15 protein-coding genes and 2 pseudogenes are annotated in these 17880 nt (G+C 67.6%); 13 read left to right on the forward strand and 4 right to left on the reverse strand.

The genetic code is table 11. From position 1 onward, the window contains the following. The first annotated feature begins 1 nt into the window (after window position 1). The 5 genes from ACR81A_RS01415 (at window position 2) to ACR81A_RS01435 (ending at window position 5744) form a co-directional block, all read left to right on the forward strand. A complete protein-coding gene (locus tag ACR81A_RS01415; RefSeq protein WP_202382416.1) occupies window positions 2–1861 on the forward strand; it encodes a branched-chain amino acid ABC transporter ATP-binding protein/permease in 1860 nt (619 codons plus the stop codon). Beyond that, the gene (locus tag ACR81A_RS01420; RefSeq protein ID WP_440312347.1) at window positions 1858–2580 is read left to right on the forward strand and encodes an ABC transporter ATP-binding protein; all 723 of its coding nucleotides are present in this window, start codon (window positions 1858–1860) and stop codon (window positions 2578–2580) included. Before ACR81A_RS01415 ends, ACR81A_RS01420 begins: the two co-directional genes overlap by 4 nt. 74 nt (window positions 2581–2654) lie before the next feature. Further along, window positions 2655–3359 carry a FadR/GntR family transcriptional regulator gene (locus tag ACR81A_RS01425; RefSeq protein ID WP_237462676.1) on the forward strand — a complete coding sequence of 235 codons (705 nt, stop codon included), beginning with the start codon at window positions 2655–2657 and terminating at the stop codon, window positions 3357–3359. A 1-nt stretch (window position 3360) separates the two neighbouring features. After that, the gene (locus ACR81A_RS01430) at window positions 3361–4905 is read left to right on the forward strand and encodes a gamma-glutamyltransferase family protein (RefSeq protein ID WP_440312348.1); all 1545 of its coding nucleotides are present in this window, start codon (window positions 3361–3363) and stop codon (window positions 4903–4905) included. 68 nt (window positions 4906–4973) lie between these two features. Then, entirely contained in the window at window positions 4974–5744 is a 771-nt protein-coding gene (locus ACR81A_RS01435) for a sulfite exporter TauE/SafE family protein (protein WP_025134438.1), read from the forward strand. An 84-nt stretch (window positions 5745–5828) separates the two neighbouring features. Here the strand turns inward: ACR81A_RS01435 and ACR81A_RS01440 are convergent. Then, a pseudogene (locus ACR81A_RS01440) lies at window positions 5829–6290 on the reverse strand (Lrp/AsnC family transcriptional regulator); the annotation flags it as partial. On the opposite strand from ACR81A_RS01440, the gene ACR81A_RS01445 reads away from it, so the two are divergent. Next, complete coding sequence (locus ACR81A_RS01445) at window positions 6201–6554, forward strand: hypothetical protein (RefSeq protein WP_440312349.1); 354 nt, start codon at window positions 6201–6203, stop codon at window positions 6552–6554. The pseudogene ACR81A_RS01440 and the gene ACR81A_RS01445 overlap by 90 nt on opposite strands. An 18-nt stretch (window positions 6555–6572) precedes the next feature. Here ACR81A_RS01445 and ACR81A_RS01450 read toward each other — a convergent pair. Together ACR81A_RS01450 and ACR81A_RS01455 are read right to left on the reverse strand one after the other, a co-directional pair. After that, window positions 6573–6683, reverse strand: a pseudogene (locus tag ACR81A_RS01450) (AsnC family protein); the annotation flags it as partial. A gap of 48 nt (window positions 6684–6731) precedes the next feature. Further along, window positions 6732–8147: an amidase gene (locus ACR81A_RS01455; RefSeq protein ID WP_202382412.1), complete on the reverse strand. Its 1416-nt coding sequence runs from the start codon at window positions 8145–8147 to the stop codon at window positions 6732–6734. 215 nt (window positions 8148–8362) lie between these two features. Between ACR81A_RS01455 and ACR81A_RS01460 the strand changes: the two genes are divergently transcribed. The 5 genes from ACR81A_RS01460 to ACR81A_RS01480 are packed head-to-tail and all read left to right on the forward strand — an operon-like array spanning window position 8363 to window position 13886. After that, window positions 8363–9118, forward strand: coding sequence for a DUF5058 family protein (locus ACR81A_RS01460; protein WP_025134435.1), 756 nt, complete (start codon window positions 8363–8365; stop codon window positions 9116–9118). Window positions 9119–9136: 18 nt separating this feature from the next. Beyond that, window positions 9137–9880, forward strand: coding sequence for a hypothetical protein (locus tag ACR81A_RS01465; protein WP_440312350.1), 744 nt, complete (start codon window positions 9137–9139; stop codon window positions 9878–9880). Window positions 9881–9911: 31 nt separating this feature from the next. Continuing rightward, window positions 9912–11126 carry an amidohydrolase gene (locus ACR81A_RS01470; RefSeq protein WP_440312351.1) on the forward strand — a complete coding sequence of 405 codons (1215 nt, stop codon included), beginning with the start codon at window positions 9912–9914 and terminating at the stop codon, window positions 11124–11126. Window positions 11127–11160: 34 nt separating this feature from the next. Next, window positions 11161–12381, forward strand: coding sequence for a CaiB/BaiF CoA transferase family protein (locus ACR81A_RS01475; protein ID WP_440312352.1), 1221 nt, complete (start codon window positions 11161–11163; stop codon window positions 12379–12381). Then, on the forward strand, window positions 12378–13886 hold the full coding sequence (locus ACR81A_RS01480; protein WP_440312353.1) for a carboxyl transferase domain-containing protein: 1509 nt from the start codon (window positions 12378–12380) through the stop codon (window positions 13884–13886). The genes ACR81A_RS01475 and ACR81A_RS01480 overlap by 4 nt, the downstream gene beginning before the upstream one ends. A gap of 10 nt (window positions 13887–13896) precedes the next feature. On the opposite strand, the gene ACR81A_RS01485 is transcribed toward ACR81A_RS01480, so the two are convergent. Next, window positions 13897–15144, reverse strand: coding sequence for a helix-turn-helix domain-containing protein (locus tag ACR81A_RS01485; protein ID WP_202382407.1), 1248 nt, complete (start codon window positions 15142–15144; stop codon window positions 13897–13899). 196 nt (window positions 15145–15340) lie between these two features. Here ACR81A_RS01485 and ACR81A_RS01490 point away from each other — a divergent pair, with 196 nt between their 5' ends. Together ACR81A_RS01490 and ACR81A_RS01495 are read left to right on the forward strand one after the other, a co-directional pair. Then, window positions 15341–16252 (forward strand): NAD(P)-binding domain-containing protein, encoded by a 912-nt coding sequence (locus ACR81A_RS01490; RefSeq protein ID WP_202382406.1) that lies wholly within the window; start codon window positions 15341–15343, stop codon window positions 16250–16252. Then, window positions 16249–17730, forward strand: coding sequence for an aldehyde dehydrogenase family protein (locus ACR81A_RS01495; RefSeq protein ID WP_440312354.1), 1482 nt, complete (start codon window positions 16249–16251; stop codon window positions 17728–17730). The genes ACR81A_RS01490 and ACR81A_RS01495 overlap by 4 nt, the downstream gene beginning before the upstream one ends. The last annotated feature ends 150 nt before the right edge of the window (window positions 17731–17880 follow it).

A 17880-nucleotide genomic window follows, 5' to 3' on the forward strand; every position in this document is an offset into this window, starting at 1 on the left:
CATGTCAAACACACACACCACACCCATCGTTGTGCTCAAGCCAGACCTTGGATTGAGCCGCTGGATCTGGCCGGGAATCTTCTTGATCCTGGGCCTCATCGCCCCGTTCGTCCTCCCGGGCGACAAGTGGGTGCGCGTCGCAGCGCTCGCGCTCGTGTACGTGGCGCTCGCCTCTGGCCTGAACATCCTCGTGGGCCTCACCGGCCTGCTCGATCTGGGTTTCATCGCTTTCTTCATCGTTGGGGCTTACACCGCAGCGATATTCACCGTGAGCACGTTTGGGCCGCTTCTCGCAGAGAACCCCGCTGCCTTGGCTTGGGTGCTCCCCATCAGCGTGGTCGCGGCCATAGTCTTTGCCGGAATTGCGGGGTCGATTATCGGCTACCCGACGCTTCGTGCCCGCGGCGACTATCTCGCAATCATGACGCTCGCGTTCGGTGAGATCGTAAGAATCGTCTCAATCAACTGGACCGAGTTCACGGGCGGCGCGGTGGGCATCCGCAATATCCCCTCGCTCAGCCTGAGCGGCGGCGCCGTGCCTCCGACAACCACCTACTACGTGATTCTCGTGGTCGTGGTGCTGCTGGTTGTGGCCCTCGCCTCGCTCATCGCCTCGCCGGTGGGCCGCGCGTGGGTCGCGATCCGGGAGGACGAGCTCGTCGCCTCCTCGATGGGCATCCGCACCCGCCGCTACAAGCTCCTCGCCTACGTGGTGGGCGCCGCGACGGCGGGCGTGATTGGGGTCTTCTTCGCGCACATGAACCAGTTCGTGAATCCCGACAGCTTCACCCTCGAGGACAACTTCATCGTGCTCAGCCTCGTGATCCTCGGCGGTGCCGGGACGCTCTGGGGTCCGATCACGGGCGCGGTGCTCTGGATCTTCTTCCAGGCGGTCGCGAAAGACATCCCGCTCATCCAGGCTCACCCCGAGTTCCGCACGGGCATTCTCGCCCTCATCGTCGTGGTGCTCATGATCCTCCGTCCAGGCGGCATCGTGTCGAAGCGGCTCGAGCTCACTCGAGCGCGGGGCGGCCAGCTGCCGCCCGCCGGGACGCTCACCCCCGCCGAGACTGCGGGGCCTGCTCTGGCGGCGGGCGAGCCGGTGCTGCGCATCCGCGAGGTGAAGCAAGTGTTCGGCGGCCTCACCGCCCTCGAATCCGTCTCCTTCGATCTTCGCCACGGCGAGGTGCTCGGGCTTATGGGGCCGAACGGTGCCGGAAAGTCCACACTCCTCAACGCGATCTCGGGGGTGACGCGCGCCACGTCCGGGGCCATCGAGTTCGGCGGAGAGCGCACGGAGCGCCTCGAATCGAACGCCGTGGCAACCCGCGGGATCGCCCGAACGTTCCAGACGGTGCGTCTGTTCTGGGACATGACGGTGCTCGAGAACTTGCTCGTGGGCGGGCATTCGCGCCTCGCCGGCTTCGTGCCGAAGTTCCTGTCTCCCTTCCCGTTCGTGCGGCGCGGGGAACGGGTCACGGTTGCCGAGGCGGAGGAGGTGCTCGCCTTCGTAGACGCCTGGGAGTTCCGGGATCGGCGGGCGTCCTCCCTCGACGCGTATCAGCAGCGCCGCGTCGAGATCGCGCGGGCGCTCATGACCCGGCCGCGTGTGTTGCTGCTCGATGAGCCGGCGGCCGGTCTCAACGAGAGCGAGACGCGCGACCTCGCGACCCTCATTGCGCGGATCCGGGAGCACGGCATCGACGTGATCCTCATCGAGCACGACATGGATCTCCTCATGGGGGTCTCGGATCGGATCGTGGTGCTCGACCACGGGGTCATCATCGCCGATGGCACCCCTGCGGAGATCCGCACAAACCCTGCCGTGCTCGAGGCCTACCTGGGGAGTGATGCAGCATGAAGATGCTCGAAGTCGACGAACTCAACGTGCGCTACGGCGTGGTCCGCGCGGTGCTCGATGCGAGCCTGCACGTGGACGACGGCGAGCTCGTGGTCGTGGTCGGCGCGAACGGTGCGGGGAAGAGTAGCCTGCTGCGCGCGGTCGCGGGGCTGAACAAGCACCGCGGCGGGATCAGCTTCGCGGGCGACTCGATCTCGGGGCTCCGGGCGGAGCAGCGCGTGAAACGCGGACTCTCGCTCGTGCCTGAGGGGCGGCACATCTTTGGCCGCATGAGCGTGCTCGAGAACCTGCAGGTGGCGCACTGGGGCGCGCGGACGAACCTTCCGGCGGGCATCGCGGACGTGTTCGCGCGCTTCCCCCGTTTGGAGGAGCGGAAGCACCAGGTGGCGGCGACCCTCTCCGGTGGGGAGCAGCAGATGCTTGCGCTCTCGCGGGCGCTGATCCGGCAGCCGCGGCTTCTGATGCTCGACGAGCCCTCGATGGGTCTCGCCCCGAAGATCGTGGCGCAAATGTTTGAGATCATTAGTGAGATCAACGCCGCGGGCACGAGCGTGCTCCTCATCGAGCAAAATGCTCGGATGGCGCTCTCTATCGCCCATCGCGGGTATCTGATGGAGACGGCAACGCTCTCCGGCGGTGGGGATGCACGTGTGATGCTTGAGGACGAGCGGTTGCACGAGGCCTACTTCGGCAAAAGCGCTGAGGCCGAAGGCGAGTAGTGCCGCTGCGGTTTTCGCGGTGGTGCGCGGGCGGCATGTGAACGAGATTGGTGGACGAAATGGACTGGGGTTCGATGAGCCGGAGCGAAACGCTCTCGGTACCCGACCGGCTCTCGGTCGACCTTGAGCGGCTGATCCTTGAAGGGGATCTCACGCCTGGCGAGAAGCTTCCCGCGGAGCGCGAACTCGCGCAGTTGCTCAACGTGTCACGTGTGTCGATTCGCGAGGCCTTGCGCGAGCTTGAGAACCGGGGGTTGATTGACCGGAAACCCGGCAGAGGAACGATCATCCTCGCCCCAGGAGAAGCGGCGAGCGCCTCCGAGGAGGTATTCGAGGCATTCTCAGCGATACGCACCGAACTCACGGACATCATGGAGCTGCGAGCTATCGTGGAGCCCCCAATCGCGCGCATCACCGCGGCGCGTGCGCAGCCCCGAGACCTCACGCAGCTCGAGGAGCTCGTGAAAGCGATGGAGCTCGATGTGACGAAAGAACGGTACGCCGAGCTCGACCGCGCGTTCCATCAGGCCATCGCGCAATATACGCACAACCCGCTGCTCTCGTTGATCAATGAGCAGATCGCTAACCAGATTGCACCGAGCCGTGCAAGCCGATATCAGACCAAGGCACGGCGGCAGGCATCGAGCGTGGCGCATCGTCGCATCTACGAGGCAATTGCCTCCGGCGACGGTGCGCGTGCAGAAGACGAAGCGCGCGCGCACGTACTCGACATCAGTAAGGAGATCGCGAAGGCGGTCGGCAAGCCAGGAGGTTCCTAAGATGGTTTCCACCCCTGCGCGCCCACGCGGCGCCATCTCCACCTCTCACCACCTGGCAACGGAAGCCGGGGCCGCGGCACTCGCCGCCGGCGGCAATGCAGTCGATGCCGCGCTTGCCGCGGCTGCGACACTGTGTGTCGTGTACCCGAACAACGTGGCGCTGGGTGGTGACCTCGTCGCGCTCGTGCGTAGCCCGGACGGTGAAGTCCGGTTCCTCAACGCCACGGGCACTGCGCCTGCCGCACAGACACTCACTGCGCTCCGCGAGAAGCACGGCGAGGCATTGCCGCTGCGGGGAATCGACACGGTCACCGTGCCCGGTGGCGTCTGTGGCTGGAACTCCCTGCACGAGTACGGAGCGACCCGGACCTGGGCCGAGCACTTTGAGGCCGCGATTCGGCATGCTGAGGAGGGATTTCCCAACTCCCGCTCCGTTGCTGCGGCGCTCACCGACGATCGGGCAACGCTCGAGCAGGATCCCGGCGCGCGTGCCGTGTTTTACCCGAACGGCGACCCCATCGCCGAAGGCGAGACCCTTGCGCAGCCTGCGCTCGCGGAGACTCTGCGGCGCATCGCGGCGGGTGGCTCAGCTGAATTCTACGAGGGAGAAACCGCGGATCGCTGGATCGCTGGCCTGCAGCAACTCGGCTCGAAGATCACGAAGCAGGACGCAATCGATTACCAAGGGTTCTGGGCCGAGCCGCTCGAGGGTACCTTCGGCGATGTGCGCGTCCTCACCGGCCCACCGAATACCTCGGGGTTCATGCTGCTCCGAGCCTTGAACGAGGTTGCCGCGGGGATCGAGGATCCGCTCGGTGCCGGCGCGGGCGATCTTGCGCGCGCGTTCCGCGACGCGAACGCGATCCGAGCGAGCCACCTCTCCGACCCCACCTTTGGTGGTGCCACAGGTGAAGAACTCGTCGCAATGCGTGCCCCCGAGTTCCCTGCTGCGGGAGCCGCGAAGGCGAGCGGCGACACGGTCGGCTTTGCTGCGGTGAGTGAGGACGGCTGGGCCGTCTCCTTCATTAACTCCGTGTACTGGAGCTTTGGTGCTCACATCCTTGAGCCCGAGACGGGAATCCTGTTTCAGAACCGGGGCACCTCGTTCTCGTTGGACGCGGCCTCACCGAACGCGTTTGAACCGGGAAAGCGGCCGCGCCACACGCTCATGCCCGTGCTCATTCTGCGAGGTGACGAGCTTGCATGGGTCCCCGCGACGATGGGTGGCGCGGCGCAACCGCAGATCCACACGCAGCTCTTGTTGCGATCCCTCGCGGGTGCATCGCCCCACGAGGCCACGCACGCCCCTCGATGGATGGTGGAAGAGTGGCGCGGCATCGGGCCCGTGGGCGTAATGGCCGAGTCTGACGTGCCGCAGGAGGCACTTGACGCGATCGCTGCGGCGGGCTTCGTGATCACCGAGGTCGCACCGTACACGGAAGACCTCGGCCACTCGAACCTGATTCGCGTGACCGATGCTGGGTACGAAGCCGCGAGCGATCCGCGCTCCGATGGTTCCGCGATCGTCGTGCCGGCGCCGGGCTGAGCGAGCAGGCCGTGAGGCCTGCAGCACCCCACCGCACCCCGCACACGCTCTCCCAGAATCGACGCTCCATGACTCAGACTCCCCGCTCCAGCTTTATCGTCCTTGCCCTGCTCGGCGCCCTCACCGGACTCCTTTCCGGCGTCTTCGGCATCGGCGGCGGCGTGGTGCTCGTCCCGATGCTCGTCATGTTCCTCGGCTTCCAGCAGCGACTCGCCGCAGGCACCTCTGTTGCCGCGATCTTGCCGGCCGCGGTGGTCGGCGGCATCGGCTACGCGGTGCAGGGAAATGTCGACTGGATCACCGCAATCGCGCTCGCGGCCGGGGTGATCGTGGGTGCGCAGATCGGCAGTTACCTGCTCTCGCGGGTGCCCACCGGTTTCCTGCGCTGGCTCTTCATGGGCTTCCTCGCCGCCGTCGTGGTGAGCCTGTGGTTCGTCGTGCCGCAGCGCGACGCTGAGATCGAGAAGAGCACGCTCATCATCGTGCTGCTCGTCGTCACTGGACTCGTCACGGGCGTGCTCTCCGGGCTGCTCGGCGTCGGCGGCGGTGTGGTGGTCGTCCCGGTGCTCATGTTCTTCTTCGGGGCGAGCGACCTCATCGCGAAGGGTACCTCGCTCATCATGCTCATCCCCGGCTCGATCTCGGGCACAATCGGCAATGCCCGCCGCCGCAACGTCGACCTGCGCGCCGCCGCCATCCTCGGCATCGCGGCGAGCGTGCTCTCGCCGCTCGGCTCCGTGATCGCGACGCACATCCCGCCGTTCTGGTCGAATGTCGCGTTCTCCCTGCTCCTCGCCTTCGTGCTCGGACAGATGCTCTGGAAGACGATCAAGAAGTAGCCGGCCGCCGCGCTTGCGCGCCTCGACGATGAGGTCGGTGCGCAGATGCGTGACGTCGCTCGACCACACAGGGTGCGCGAGGAGGGCGTAGAGCTCGGCGTGCGTGGCTGCCGTGAGGTTCAGCACGAGCTGGTAGTCGCCCGTGATCGCGGCGGCGTAGCGCACCTCGGGCCACGCGCTCAGCTGCTGCCCGAGCGCCTCGACGCGGTGCGGGGGCACCTGCACCCAGAGCATTGACTCGACGGGGTAGCCGACGAGCGCGGGCTCGACGAGCGCTCGAATCGAGCACTGGCCTGATCCGAGCAGCCATTCGAGCCGACGGGCCACCGAGGTCTCACTCATTTTCGTGCGGCGGGCGAGCGCCTCAAGGCTCACACGGCCGTCCTCCCGCAGCGTGCGCAGGATCTCGTCGTCCTTCGGCCCACGGGTCTCCGGGAGCGTCCACTCCGTGCGGTCATGCCCCGTGCGCGCGAGGAGCGTCTGTTCTTCGGCTGGTGTGAGTGCTCCGCTCCGCCAGCCGCGGATCGTCTTGAAGTACTTCAACACGGGAAAAGCCGCGAAGCTTCTCAGCCCGGCTGTCGCGGGGAGCTGGAGCGTGAGGAGTTCCCTGAGATTGTCGTGGTACCCGATCTCTGCCACGACCTCCGCGCGCCCCGTCGTGAGGTAGCAGAACGTCACGTCGTGGCGTTGCGCGAGCGCCTCGCTGCTGAGCAGCGCGGTGCCCGCGGTGCTCTCGCACGCGAGGATCATTTGGTGCTCGTAGTGCGTCACGGCGGCGACGACGACACGGCCGCTCTCCAGGAGGTCTGAGCCGTGTCGCGTGACCGTACGCTCGGGTTCGCCGAGCGCCTCCGCGATCTTCCGCCAGGAGGCCCGACCGTCCACCTGGAGTGCGGCTACGATCCGCTGCTGCAGGTGGTTGAGCCCAGGTGCGGCCATCTCGCAGTCCTCCTTGACCGGTCGTGCTCAGAAGCGAGCAGCTGTAGTCTAGCGACGCTGTGCGACCTCCTCGGGGCTCAGCTTCGCGAATCCAGTGGCCTGCTCGTACGCGGCCGCCCACTGCAGCAGCTGCGGGTCGCGGTAGTGATTCGCGGCGAGCTGCCACCCGACGGGAAGGCCAGCGGAGGTGAAGCCGCCTGGCATCGCAATCACAGGCAAGCTCGTCGCGGAGAGAACACACGCGGAGCGCATCCAGTCGAGGTAGGTCTCGGCCGCGACGCCCGCGATCGTCGCGGGCCAGCGCCAGCTCGCATCGAATGGGAGCACCTGCGCCGCGGGGCTGAGGAAGGCGTCATATCGCGAGAAGAACGCCTGCGTTGCAGCCTCCAGGCGCGTCCTGGCAGCCTGCGCTGAGATCAGTTCGGCGGCGCTCAGTCGCTGCCCGGTCTCCACGTTCCAAATCACCTCGGGCTTGATCACGTCACGGTGCTCGGCGAGGAGCGGTCCGATCCCCGTCGCGAAATCGTAGGCGCGGGTCACTTGGAAGACCTCATCAGCGTCGGAGAAATCAATGCTCGCTTCTTCGAGGATCGCGCCTGCTTCCTCGAAGACGCGCAGCTGCTCACGGAGCACGTCGACGATTTCGGTTTCGACGGGCATGCCGATCCCAAAGTCGAAGCTGTAGCCGATGCGCACCCCGCGCAGATTCGGGAGTGGCGTGCCGAAATCAGCAGGCGTGAGCGGGCTCGGATTCGGGAGCTCCGTCGGTCCCGTGCTCGCGCGCATGAAGAGCGCCAGGTCTTCCACGCTTCGTGCCATCGGACCGGAGCGTGCAAGCCAGGTGAACGCGTTCGTCGCGCCCTCCATCGGGATCACCCCGTAGGAGGGGCGCAGCCCGTAGACGTTGCAGAAGGACGCCGGAATGCGGAGGGAGCCGCCCATATCCGAGCCGTCGCCGAAGGGCTGAATGCGTGACGCTACGACCGCGGCAACGCCGCCTGAAGAGCCACCGGCCGAGCGGTCTGGGGCGTAGGGGTTCGTGGTTGTGCCGAACAGATCGTTGAAGGTGTGGGAACCCGCGCCGAACTCGGGAACGTTCGTTTTCCCCGTGCGGATCGCCCCCGCCGCTGAGAGCCGCGCGATCTGTAGGTCGTCGTGCTCGGGGGTGTGGTGCTCGAGCGCGAGGGAGCCCTGCGTGGAGCGCAGGCCGGCCGTGTTGAACGTGTCCTTGTGCGTCATCGGGAGGCCGTGCAGGATGCCCGTCGGCTCCCCACGCGCGGTGCGTTCGTCGGCCTCGGCCGCGAGCGCGGTGGCTCGCTCGAAATCGGTCGTGATCACGGCGTTCACTGGAGCGTTGCGCTGCTCGATCGCGGTGATGTGGCTCGCAAGCGCTTCGCGGGCCGAGAGTTCGCGGCGGCGGATGAGGTGAGTGACCTCGACCGCGCTCAGGTTCTGGATATCCATCAGTATCGGGTGCCTTTCGCCGTTGAAATGCGGATGCCCCCACCCTGCCGGAACTCGCGCGGCGCACGAAGCGGAAAGTCGGGAAAGTATCGGAACGGGGGGACCCGCCACATCCGTGGCCGATTCGCCCAGGCCCTTGTCGGCGGGCAGGCTTCTCCCGCAGGGTGATCGGAAGATTTCTCGTCTTGATCGCATGAGATGCAAAGGAGCACAACATGCCGACAGCTGCGCCGTACCGATTTGCGGACCCCGGATCCACCGACATCTGGGCGATTGCGAACTCGCCGATCCTCTGGGTGTTCGCCCTGGGGGTCTTCGGGGTGATCTTCGTCCAGACCTTCCTGTACATTCGCGCCGCCCGCACAGCGGCCGCGGGGATCGACATGCCGCTCAAGGAGATCCGCGAGTCGTACCGAGCCGGTGCGGTCGCTTCAATCGGGCCCTCGCTTGCCGTCGTGCTCGTTGCGATCGCGCTGCTCGCACTCTTCGGCACCCCCGCCGTGCTCGTGCGGATCGGGCTCATCGGCTCGGCCGCGACCGAGACGGCCTCCGCCGGGATCGCCGCGACGAGCATGGGCGCTGAACTCGGCGCGGACAGCTACACCCAGCAGGTGTTCGCCGTCGCCTTTATGGCGATGAGCCTCTCGGGCGGCATGTGGATGCTCTGCACGCTGCTCCTCACCCCGATCCTGAAGCGCGGCTCGCAGACCCTCGGCAAGCGCAACCCCGCCGTCATGGCTCTGATCCCCGCCGCCGCGCTGCTCGGCGCCTTCTCGATGCTCGCCGTCGCGGAGACGGGCAAGTCGTCCCTGCACCTGCTTCTTGTGCTCATCTCCGCCGGGGTGATGGCGCTCTGCCTGCTCATCGCGAAGCTGCTGCAGCTCAAATGGCTGAAGGAGTGGGCGCTCGGCTTCTCGATCCTCGTCGCCCTCTTCGTCGCCTTCCTCCTCCACACCCCCGTCGCCGCCTAAGCGCTTAGGAGCATCGCCATGGAACTCACCACTGCCCCCGCTGCATCCGCCACCGCCGACGCCGCGATGGACCGATTCGATCGCCAGACGAGCCGCTACGGCTCGGCGACGATGGTCCTCGGCCTGCTGCTCTCGCTCGCCGGCCCCTTCTACCTGTTCTTCTTCACCGACCTCGGGCTCAGCTGGCCGATGGTGCTCACCGCGTTCGTCGCGGTGGCTGCGACCTTCGGCGTGTTCTGGATCGTTGAGCCCGTCACCTATTACCCGATCCTCGGCTCAGCGGCGATGTACCAGGCCTTCATGATTGGCAATATCTCGAACAAGCTGCTGCCCGCAGCGATCGTCGCGCAGTCGAGCATCGGCGCGAAGCCCGGATCACGTCGCGGCGACCTCGCCTCGGTCATGGCGATCTGTGGAGCGGCAACCGTCCACCTCGTGAGCCTGCTCGTTTTTGTCGGTGTGCTCGGTAGCTGGCTCGTCTCCGTGATCCCTGCCGATCTCATCGAGGTGGCGCGACTGTACATCCTTCCCTCGCTCATGGGTGCCGTGCTCGTGCAGGCCATCGTCTCGATGAAGCAGCTCCGCCCCACGATTATCGCGATCGCCCTGGCGCTCATCATGCAGTTTGTCGTGGTTCCCGTCGCGCCCGCGCTCGGCATGTTCGCGACCGCGATCGTGGTGCTCCTCTCCATTGTCCTCTCGCTCGTCATCCGGGACCGTGCGAGCACCCCGCATGCCGAGGACGAAGCTCTCGTCAACTAGCGCGGCGTCGCCCCTTCGAAAGGACCAGACCATGCTGACCACTCACCTCACCGCTTCCGAGCGGGAGCATCTCCACGAGAGTTACCGCCATCTGCACCGCACGCCCGAGCTGTCGATGCAAGAGCACCGCACAGCTGAGTTCATCGAAGCCCGGCTCTCCGAACTCGGTATCGAGCATTTTCGGTGTGGCGGCACGGGCGTCGTCGGGATTCTCCGCAACGGCGACGGGCCCGTCGTCGGCTTCCGTGCCGACACCGACGGCCTGCCCATCCAGGAGGACACCGGTGCCGACTACAGCTCAACCGCCACCGGCACCCTCGACGACGGCACCGTCGTACCTGTGATGCACGGCTGCGGGCATGACACGCACGTCGCCGCGGCGCTCTCCGCTGCCGCGCTCCTCGTCCGCCAGACGGGTGAGTGGAGCGGCACGGTTGTCTGGGTGTTCCAGCCCGGGGAAGAGACCGCGGCCGGTGCAGCTGCGATGGTCGCTGACGGTATTTGGGAGCGTGCGCCCCGCCCGAACGTCGTGCTCGGGCAGCACGTCTTCCCTGCGGCCCCTGCGGGCAGCGTTGCCCTCGCAACGGGCCCGGCGATGGCGATGGCCGACTCGCTGCGCGTCACCGTACACGGCAGGCAGTCGCACGGATCGCAGCCGCAGGACTCGATTGATCCCATCGTGCTCGGCGCCCACATCGTCACCCGCCTGCAGACGATCGTCTCGCGCGAGCTGCCGCCGCAGTCGCCCGCCGTGGTCACGTGCGGCACCTTCCACGCCGGGCTGAAGGAGAACATCATCCCCGCGGCGGCTGAGTTCACCCTGAACATCCGCACCCTCGGCACGGACATCCGCGCCCACGTGCTCGGCGCGATCACGCGGATCGTCAACGCCGAGGCCGAGGCCTCGGGCGCCCCGCGGCCCACGATCGAGGAGATCTACCGCTTCCCGCAGCTCACGAACGACGAGCGGGAGTCGGAGGCCGTGCGCGCCGTGCTCGAACGCGAGCTCGGCGCGGGGAATGTGCTGCGGATCCCGCCAGCCATGGGGTCCGAGGACTTCGGCACCCTGCCCGACAGCATCGGGGTGCCCGGCGTCTACTGGTTCTTCGGCGGCTTCGCGGCGGGCACGGTCGATCCGCCGGTGAATCACTCGCCCCACTTTCTCCCCGATCTCGAGCCGACGCTCAGCACGGGAGTGAGCGCGGCCGTCGCCGCCATCGGGCACTACCTCGCGCCGCGCGCGTGAGCGACATCGTCAGCAGGAAGGAAGGGTCGGAGCTATGAACCAGGGATCGTTGGATGGGATGCTCGTGGTGGATCTGTCGCGCGCACTCGCGGGCCCGCACGCCGGGCAGATGCTGGGGGACCTCGGCGCGCGCGTCATCAAGGTGGAGGCGCCGGCCGGCGGTGACGATACGCGCTCCTGGGGGCCGCCCTTCGTGACGGGCGCCGATGGTGCCGACTACTCCACTTACTTCCTCTCCTGCAACCGCAACAAGGAGTCGATCGCCCTCGACCTGAAGAGCGACGATGGCCGCGCCGTGCTCACCGAGCTCCTCGCCCGCGCTGACGTACTCATCGAGAACTTCCGCACCGGGGTGATGGACCGCCTCGGCTTCTCCACCGCCCGCCTCGCAGAGCTCAACCCGCGCCTCGTGCAGCTCTCCATCACGGGCTTCGGGCACGACGGCCCCGAGGGCGGCCGCGCGGGGTACGACCAGATCGTGCAGGGGGAGGCTGGACTTATGTCGCTCACGGGCTCCCGCCCCGACGACCCGCAGCGGGTCGGCACGCCGATCGCCGACCTGCTCGGCGGGATCCACGGCGTCGTCGGCGTGCTCGCCGCCCTTGTCGAGCGTGCCTGCACGGGCGTCGGCCGCGTGGTGCGCACCTCGCTGCTCTCCTCGGTGGTCGGCGTCCACGCGTTCCAGGGCACGCGCGCGACGGTCGCCGGCGAACGGCCCCTCGCGCAGGGCAACCACCACCCCTCGATCGCGCCCTACGGGCTCTTCCGCTGCCGGGACGGCGCGGTGCAGATGAGCGTCGGCAGCGAGCGTCTCTGGCAGGCGTTCTGCGCCGAGTTCGGGATCGCCGCCGACGCTCCGGGCTTCGGCTCGAACGCCGAGCGGGTCGCCGCGCGCGCGGAGACGATCCGCACTGTCGAGGCGGCCTTCGCGGACAGCGACACGGAGCCGCTCCTCGCCAGGCTCGCGGCCGCGGGGATCCCCGCGGGCCGCGTGCGGAGCCTGCCCGAGGTGTACGCGTGGGATCAGGTGCGCTCGCAGGGGCTCGTCGTCGAGGTGGACCACGCCGCGCTCGGCGCGATCTCGCTGCCCGGGCCGGCGCTGCGCTTCTTCGATGTCGACAGCGACGGTGAGACGGAGCGCGCCCGCACGGCGCACACCGCCCCGCCCACGCTCGACCAGCACGGCGACGAGATCCGCGCCTGGCTCGAGGAGACCGCTGACCGAGTGCCCGCCGCGACGGGGGCGAGCGCGTGAGCGCCGAGCGGCGCTCCGCGCGCGAGCTGATCGAGCTCATCGCGGATCCGGGAAGCTACGTCAGCTGGGACACCCCGCCCGAGCAGCCGGAGCTCGGCGATGCGTATCGCGCCGAGCTTGCGGCCGCGGCGGAGCGGAGCGGGGCCGACGAGTCGATCCTCACGGGCGAGGCGCTCGTCGACGGTCGCCGCGTCGCACTCATCGCCTGCGAGTTCCGCTTCCTCGCAGGCTCCGTGGGCACCGCGGCCGCCGAGCGCTTCGTGCGTGCCCTGGAGCGGGCGACGGCCGAGCGGCTTCCCGTGCTGGCCTCGCCCGCGTCTGGGGGAACCCGGATGCAAGAGGGCACGGTCGCCTTCGTAGCGATGGTCAAGATCGCTGCGGCGGTTGCTGCCCATAAGGCGGCGTGCCTGCCCTACCTCGTCTACTTACGTCACCCTTCGACAGGAGGCGCGCTCGCTTCCTTCGGATCCCTTGGGCAGGTGACGGTCGCAGAGCCAGGGGCACTCGTTGGTTTCCTCGGCCCGCGCGTCTATGAGGCGCTCATGGGCGAGACATTTCCTTCAGGCGTTCAGGCCGCTGAAAATCTCGCGCGGCTTGGCCTCATCGATGGCGTGCTCCCCGCGCGAGAGCTCCGCGACGTGGTGGGACGAACACTCCGAATCCTCGAGCGTCCCACGCATCAGGAGCTCGTCGAACTCGCGGAGACGCCGGGGTCCGCGCACGAGCGTCCGGCAGGATCCGCGGATGCGTGGGCATCGATCATCAGGACGCGTGATCCGCGCCGCCCGGGCCTCCGCGAACTGCTCCGCACGGCCGCGACCGATGTCGTGCCGCTCTCCGGCACGGGACAGGGGGAGCGCGATCCCGGGCTCACGCTCTGCCTCGCACGCTTCGGCGGCGTTCCCGCTGTCGTCGTGGGCCAGGACCGGCGTTCCCAGCGCACACGCGCCCCGCTCGGCCCCGGGGCGCTGCGCGCCGCCCGCCGCGCGATGCGCCTCGCCGACGAGCTCCAGTTGCCGCTCATCACCGTGATCGATACGCCCGGCGCAGCGCTCTCGCAGGCGGCCGAGGAGGGCGGGCTCGCCGCCGAGATCGCGCACTGCCTCGCGGACCTCGCGAAGCACCGCGGGCCCACGCTCTCGATCCTGCTCGGCGAGGGCACGGGCGGCGGCGCGCTTGCGCTGCTCCCCGCGGACCGCACGCTCGCGGCGGAGCACGCATGGCTCTCGCCGCTGCCGCCCGAGGGCGCCTCGGCCATCGTGCACCGGGACACGGCGCACGCGCCGGAGCTCGCAGCGCAGCAGGGCGTTGAGACCGGAAACCTCGTCGCACACGGCATCGTGGACCGCGTGATCGCGGAGCACCCGGACGCGGCGGACGAACCGGAGGCCTTCAGCCGACGGATGGGCGACGCGATCGCGCAGGAGCTCTCGGGACTGCAGCTGCAGAACGAAGATCACCGCCGGCTGCGCCGCCACGACCGCTATCGCCGCCTCGGGGCGTAGGGGAGGGGGATCAGAACACCTGGGGTGCTGAGCGGGTGCCGAGCGGGGCTTCGAAGCGGGGCCGGTCGAGCCAGCGGCGGAGTTTGAGCCCCGCATGGAGCTCGAGTCGCACGAGCGGGTCCAGCGGATCCGCGTCGATGATCGCGGCGATGCGCTGGAGGTGGTTGTAGATGCTCGTGCGGTGCATGTGCAGTGCGTCCGCGACCCGCTGCATGGTGCCGGGAGAGTCGTAGACCCGTTCCAGGATCCGCAGCCGTTCCTCACCCTCGGGTGCGTTGGCGATGCGCTGGATCCGCTCGGGCACATGCGCCGTCGCCGCGTGCGCGAGGAGCCGGTAGATGCCCACGTTGTCGAAGCGGTGCGTGGTGAGCGCGGGGTCGACGACGGACGCCTGGAGCGCCGTGACGGCCTGGCGATACGCCAGGCGCAGCTCCGAAGCCTCGCTGATGGGCGCGCTCACACCGTAGGCGACCTCGCGTTCCTGCCGCGCTGAGGTGCGCAGTTCGAGGGCGATGGACAGTCGCTCGGCGAACGGCCCGATGAGGCTCCGGTTCGGAATGAGGAACACGCCGTGCTGATCGGTGCTGAAGCCGACAACCTCCGGGCTTTCGAGCGGAGAGGCCGCTGCATAGACGGCCCGGGCAGCATCCTGCAGAGCATGCGCGTAGGCCAGCGCGGGAAGGGTCTCAGCGTTCTTCTGCGCCGCAGCGCTCGAAAACACGATCAGGTGCGTATCGCGATCGGGGCGCATGCGCTCGGCGAGCTCCTCATGGACGACATCGCCCTGCCCGCTCACCAGATCCTGGAAGTCCCGATTCGCCGCCGAGGCGATTCCGCTCGGTGTGCCGAGCGCGAGGAGCACCCGTTCGGCGAGCCGCTCCGTCTCGCTGTGCCGCTGCTCCAGCTCGGCGAGCAGCGGAGCCAACGTGTCCTCGGCGCTGTTCGCCTGCACCCAGAGGTAGCCGACGCGCACCCCGCGCACGAGTAGTGGGATGCAGATCCGGGGCAGCAGGCCGTGCTCGGGATCGCCTGGCACGGTGAAGGGCCGTGTGCGTGTGCTGATGCCGTGCTTCGATTCCCAGATCTTTGCGTGGGAGGGCACTGACTTCGAGAGCACAGCGTCGATTCGCACGCGATCCGTGGTCGGCACGATCGTGCTGTACGCCACGACGCGACCGGCGACGTCGTCGAGCGAGACGTTTCTGCCGGTGCTTTCGGATACGAGGGAGACGACTTCGTCCAGTTCCCGCTGCTGCACGGCTGAGGCCCTTTCGTCGGGGAGGTGGTGGGGCACAGGCGGGCCCCGTCCCACGCTTCGACAATTGTCGAACTTCCGGTAGTGAATCGTCAACACTTCTCGTGCGTTTCGCCGCGGCAACTTCCCTAATCTCAGAGGCGAACGGCCGAGACAGGACTCTGCAGGCCCCATTCTCAAAGACGAAAGCGAGCACATCGTGGCAGGACAGCTGGGCTTCATCGGCCTCGGAAATATCGGCAGTCGGGTGGTTCCGCACCTGCTCGCAGCGGGGCATGGCGTGGCCGTGTCTGACCTCAACGCCGAAGCGGTTGCGGCGCTCGTCGCGCAGGGCGCCACCGCTGCAGGTTCGGCCTCCGAAGCCGCACAGAACGCGGAGCTTGTATTTCTCAGCCTGCCATCGCCAGCGATCGTTCGTGCCGTTGTGGCTGGGGATGACGGCGTGCTGCAGGGCGCTCGGCCCGGCACCATCATCATCGATCACAGCACGATCGACCCAGAGACCTCGCGTGAGCTTGCTGCACGCGCCGCAGACGTGGGGGTGACCTACTTGGATGCTCCCGTGAGCGGAGGCGTCCAGGGTGCCGAAGCAGGAACGCTCGCGGTTATGGCAGGCGGAGACGCCGAAGCGTTTGATCGTGCCCGTCCGGTCATCGAGGCCTACGCCAGCAACGTGTTCCTGGTCGGCGAATCGGGCAGCGGGCAGGCCATCAAGCTGGCAAACAACATCATCACCGCCATCAACATCGCGGCTCTCGGTGAGGGACTCAGCGCTGCCGTCTCAGCGGGCGTCGACCTCGATACGGCGGCGCGTGTACTGACGACCAGCTCGGCGAACAGCCACGTGCTGTCGAGCTACTTCCCGCGGACACTCTTCACCGAAGACCGCCCCACCGGCTTTGCTCTCGATTTCATGCTCAAGGACATCAAGCTGTTCCTCACCTCTGCCGCACGCACGGAGCTGCCCACACCGGTTTCCAACGTGGTGGGCGACCTATTCCGCATTGGGCACCGTGATGGTCGCGGCGGGAAGGACTTCACCAGCGTGGTCGAGTTCTACGAAGACTTCACCGGCACACGACTCCAGACGAAGGAAGCAGCACACGCATGATTGTTCGGACAGCGCTTGACGCAGACGAGGCGACCGCCCCCGAGGTTCCCCAGCTCATCGGTGGTGAGTGGAAGGGCGCACAGAGTGGTGAGTGGACGGCCGTCGAAAACCCCGGCCGAAAGCAGACCCTCGCCTTCGTTCCCGCATCGGACGAGCGAGACGTCGATGACGCCGTTGCCGCAGCGCGCGCAGCCTTCGCCACCTGGGGGCGTCTGCCCGCCCGCAATCGCGGGAGACTGCTCCTCGCCATTGGCGACAAGATTGCTGAGCACCAGGAGGAGCTTGCTCGGTTGATCGCGTCGGAGACGGGGAACGCGCTCCGCACACAGGCTCGTGGCGAAGCTGCGTCTGGTGCGGACATCTTCCGCTTCTACGGCGAGGTCGCCTCGCAGCAAAAGGGGGAGACACTGCCCTTTGGTGATGGACTGCTGAGCTACACGGTGCGCGAGCCGATTGGTGTGGTCGGCGGTATCGTGCCGTGGAACGCCCCGGTGACGCTGTCCTCGCTGAAGATCGCGATGGCGCTGATGACGGGCAATACGCTTGTGCTGAAGGCAGCCGATCTCGCGCCGCTCGCCGTGCTGAAAGTGGCGGAGTGGGCCAACGAGATCCTGCCCGCAGGCGTGCTCAACGTACTCACCGGCTCGGGCAGCGTGGCGGGCGCCGCGCTAGCCCGCCACCCCCGCGTTTCGAAGCTCACCTTCACCGGATCCACTGGCGTGGGCAAGGACATCATTGCGGCGGCGGCCGATCGGATTGCTCCCGTCACGCTTGAGCTGGGCGGCAAGTCGCCGGCGATCGTGTTCCCGGATTCAAACGACGCGGAAACAGTGCAGAACGTGATCAACGCGATGCGCTTCACACGGCAGGGGCAGTCGTGCACCGCGGGGTCGCGGCTCTACGTGCACGAGAGCATCATCGACGAGTTCGTCCTTCAGCTCGTTGACGCGCTCGGGACGTTGCGCGTCGGGGATCCACTCGATGAGGCGTCCGATATTGGCGCCATTGTCAACGAGCACCAGCACGCCACTGTGCTCTCCTACATCGCAGGCGCCGTTGAATCTGGCGGCGTGCTTGCAACAGGTGGGGTCTCGAATCCGGCCGATCGTGACGGTTACTATGTCGCCCCGACCGTGATTCTGGGCGCCCAGGCTGACTGGGCGGTCACGCGTGAGGAGGTCTTCGGGCCGGTCCTCGTCGTGATCCCCTGGTCCGACGAGGAAGAAGTGCTCGAGTGGGCGAACGACAGCGACTACGGGCTCGCTGGCTACATCTTTACCAAGGATGTCTCCACTGCGTTGCGCACCGCGAACCGGCTCGAGGCCGGCTGGATTCAAGTGAACCGCGGTGGCGGTCAGCTTCCCGGCATGTCCTACGGCGGGAACAAGCAGAGCGGGCTCGGACGGGAGTACTCCGTCGACGGCGCGCTCGAGAGTTTCACCAACGTGAAGAACATCACCATCGCCATTTCGGCGTAGTCACCGGCACGCTGCACCCGCGCGTGCCCACCGGAGCGGGCCACGGCTGATCGGCCGTGGCCCGCAGTGGCAGAGCGACGCTGCTCTGCCAGAGTCAAGAAGGCGTTACAAGGAGGAAACGTGTTCGCAGACATTTGCACTGAGATCTCG

Origin of the sequence: Leucobacter chromiireducens, assembly GCF_051993095.1 — a bacterium.
Taxonomy (GTDB): Bacteria; Actinomycetota; Actinomycetes; order Actinomycetales; family Microbacteriaceae; genus Leucobacter; species Leucobacter chromiireducens.

Excerpts from the sequence above, each read along its gene's own strand:
- ACR81A_RS01465 (WP_440312350.1), top strand. The coding sequence starts at position 9,137 with ATGGAACTCACCACTGCCCCCGCTGCATCCGCCACCGCCGACGCCGCG.
- ACR81A_RS01430 (WP_440312348.1), top strand. The coding sequence starts at position 3,361 with ATGGTTTCCACCCCTGCGCGCCCACGCGGCGCCATCTCCACCTCTCAC.
- ACR81A_RS01435 (WP_025134438.1), top strand. The coding sequence starts at position 4,974 with ATGACTCAGACTCCCCGCTCCAGCTTTATCGTCCTTGCCCTGCTCGGC.
- ACR81A_RS01425 (WP_237462676.1), top strand. The coding sequence starts at position 2,655 with ATGAGCCGGAGCGAAACGCTCTCGGTACCCGACCGGCTCTCGGTCGAC.
- ACR81A_RS01495 (WP_440312354.1), top strand. The coding sequence starts at position 16,249 with ATGATTGTTCGGACAGCGCTTGACGCAGACGAGGCGACCGCCCCCGAG.
- ACR81A_RS01415 (WP_202382416.1), top strand. The coding sequence starts at position 2 with ATGTCAAACACACACACCACACCCATCGTTGTGCTCAAGCCAGACCTT.
- ACR81A_RS01460 (WP_025134435.1), top strand. The coding sequence starts at position 8,363 with ATGCCGACAGCTGCGCCGTACCGATTTGCGGACCCCGGATCCACCGAC.
- ACR81A_RS01455 (WP_202382412.1), bottom strand. The coding sequence starts at position 8,147 with ATGGATATCCAGAACCTGAGCGCGGTCGAGGTCACTCACCTCATCCGC.
- ACR81A_RS01445 (WP_440312349.1), top strand. The coding sequence starts at position 6,201 with ATGCCCCGTGCGCGCGAGGAGCGTCTGTTCTTCGGCTGGTGTGAGTGC.
- ACR81A_RS01475 (WP_440312352.1), top strand. The coding sequence starts at position 11,161 with ATGAACCAGGGATCGTTGGATGGGATGCTCGTGGTGGATCTGTCGCGC.
- ACR81A_RS01470 (WP_440312351.1), top strand. The coding sequence starts at position 9,912 with ATGCTGACCACTCACCTCACCGCTTCCGAGCGGGAGCATCTCCACGAG.
- ACR81A_RS01420 (WP_440312347.1), top strand. The coding sequence starts at position 1,858 with ATGAAGATGCTCGAAGTCGACGAACTCAACGTGCGCTACGGCGTGGTC.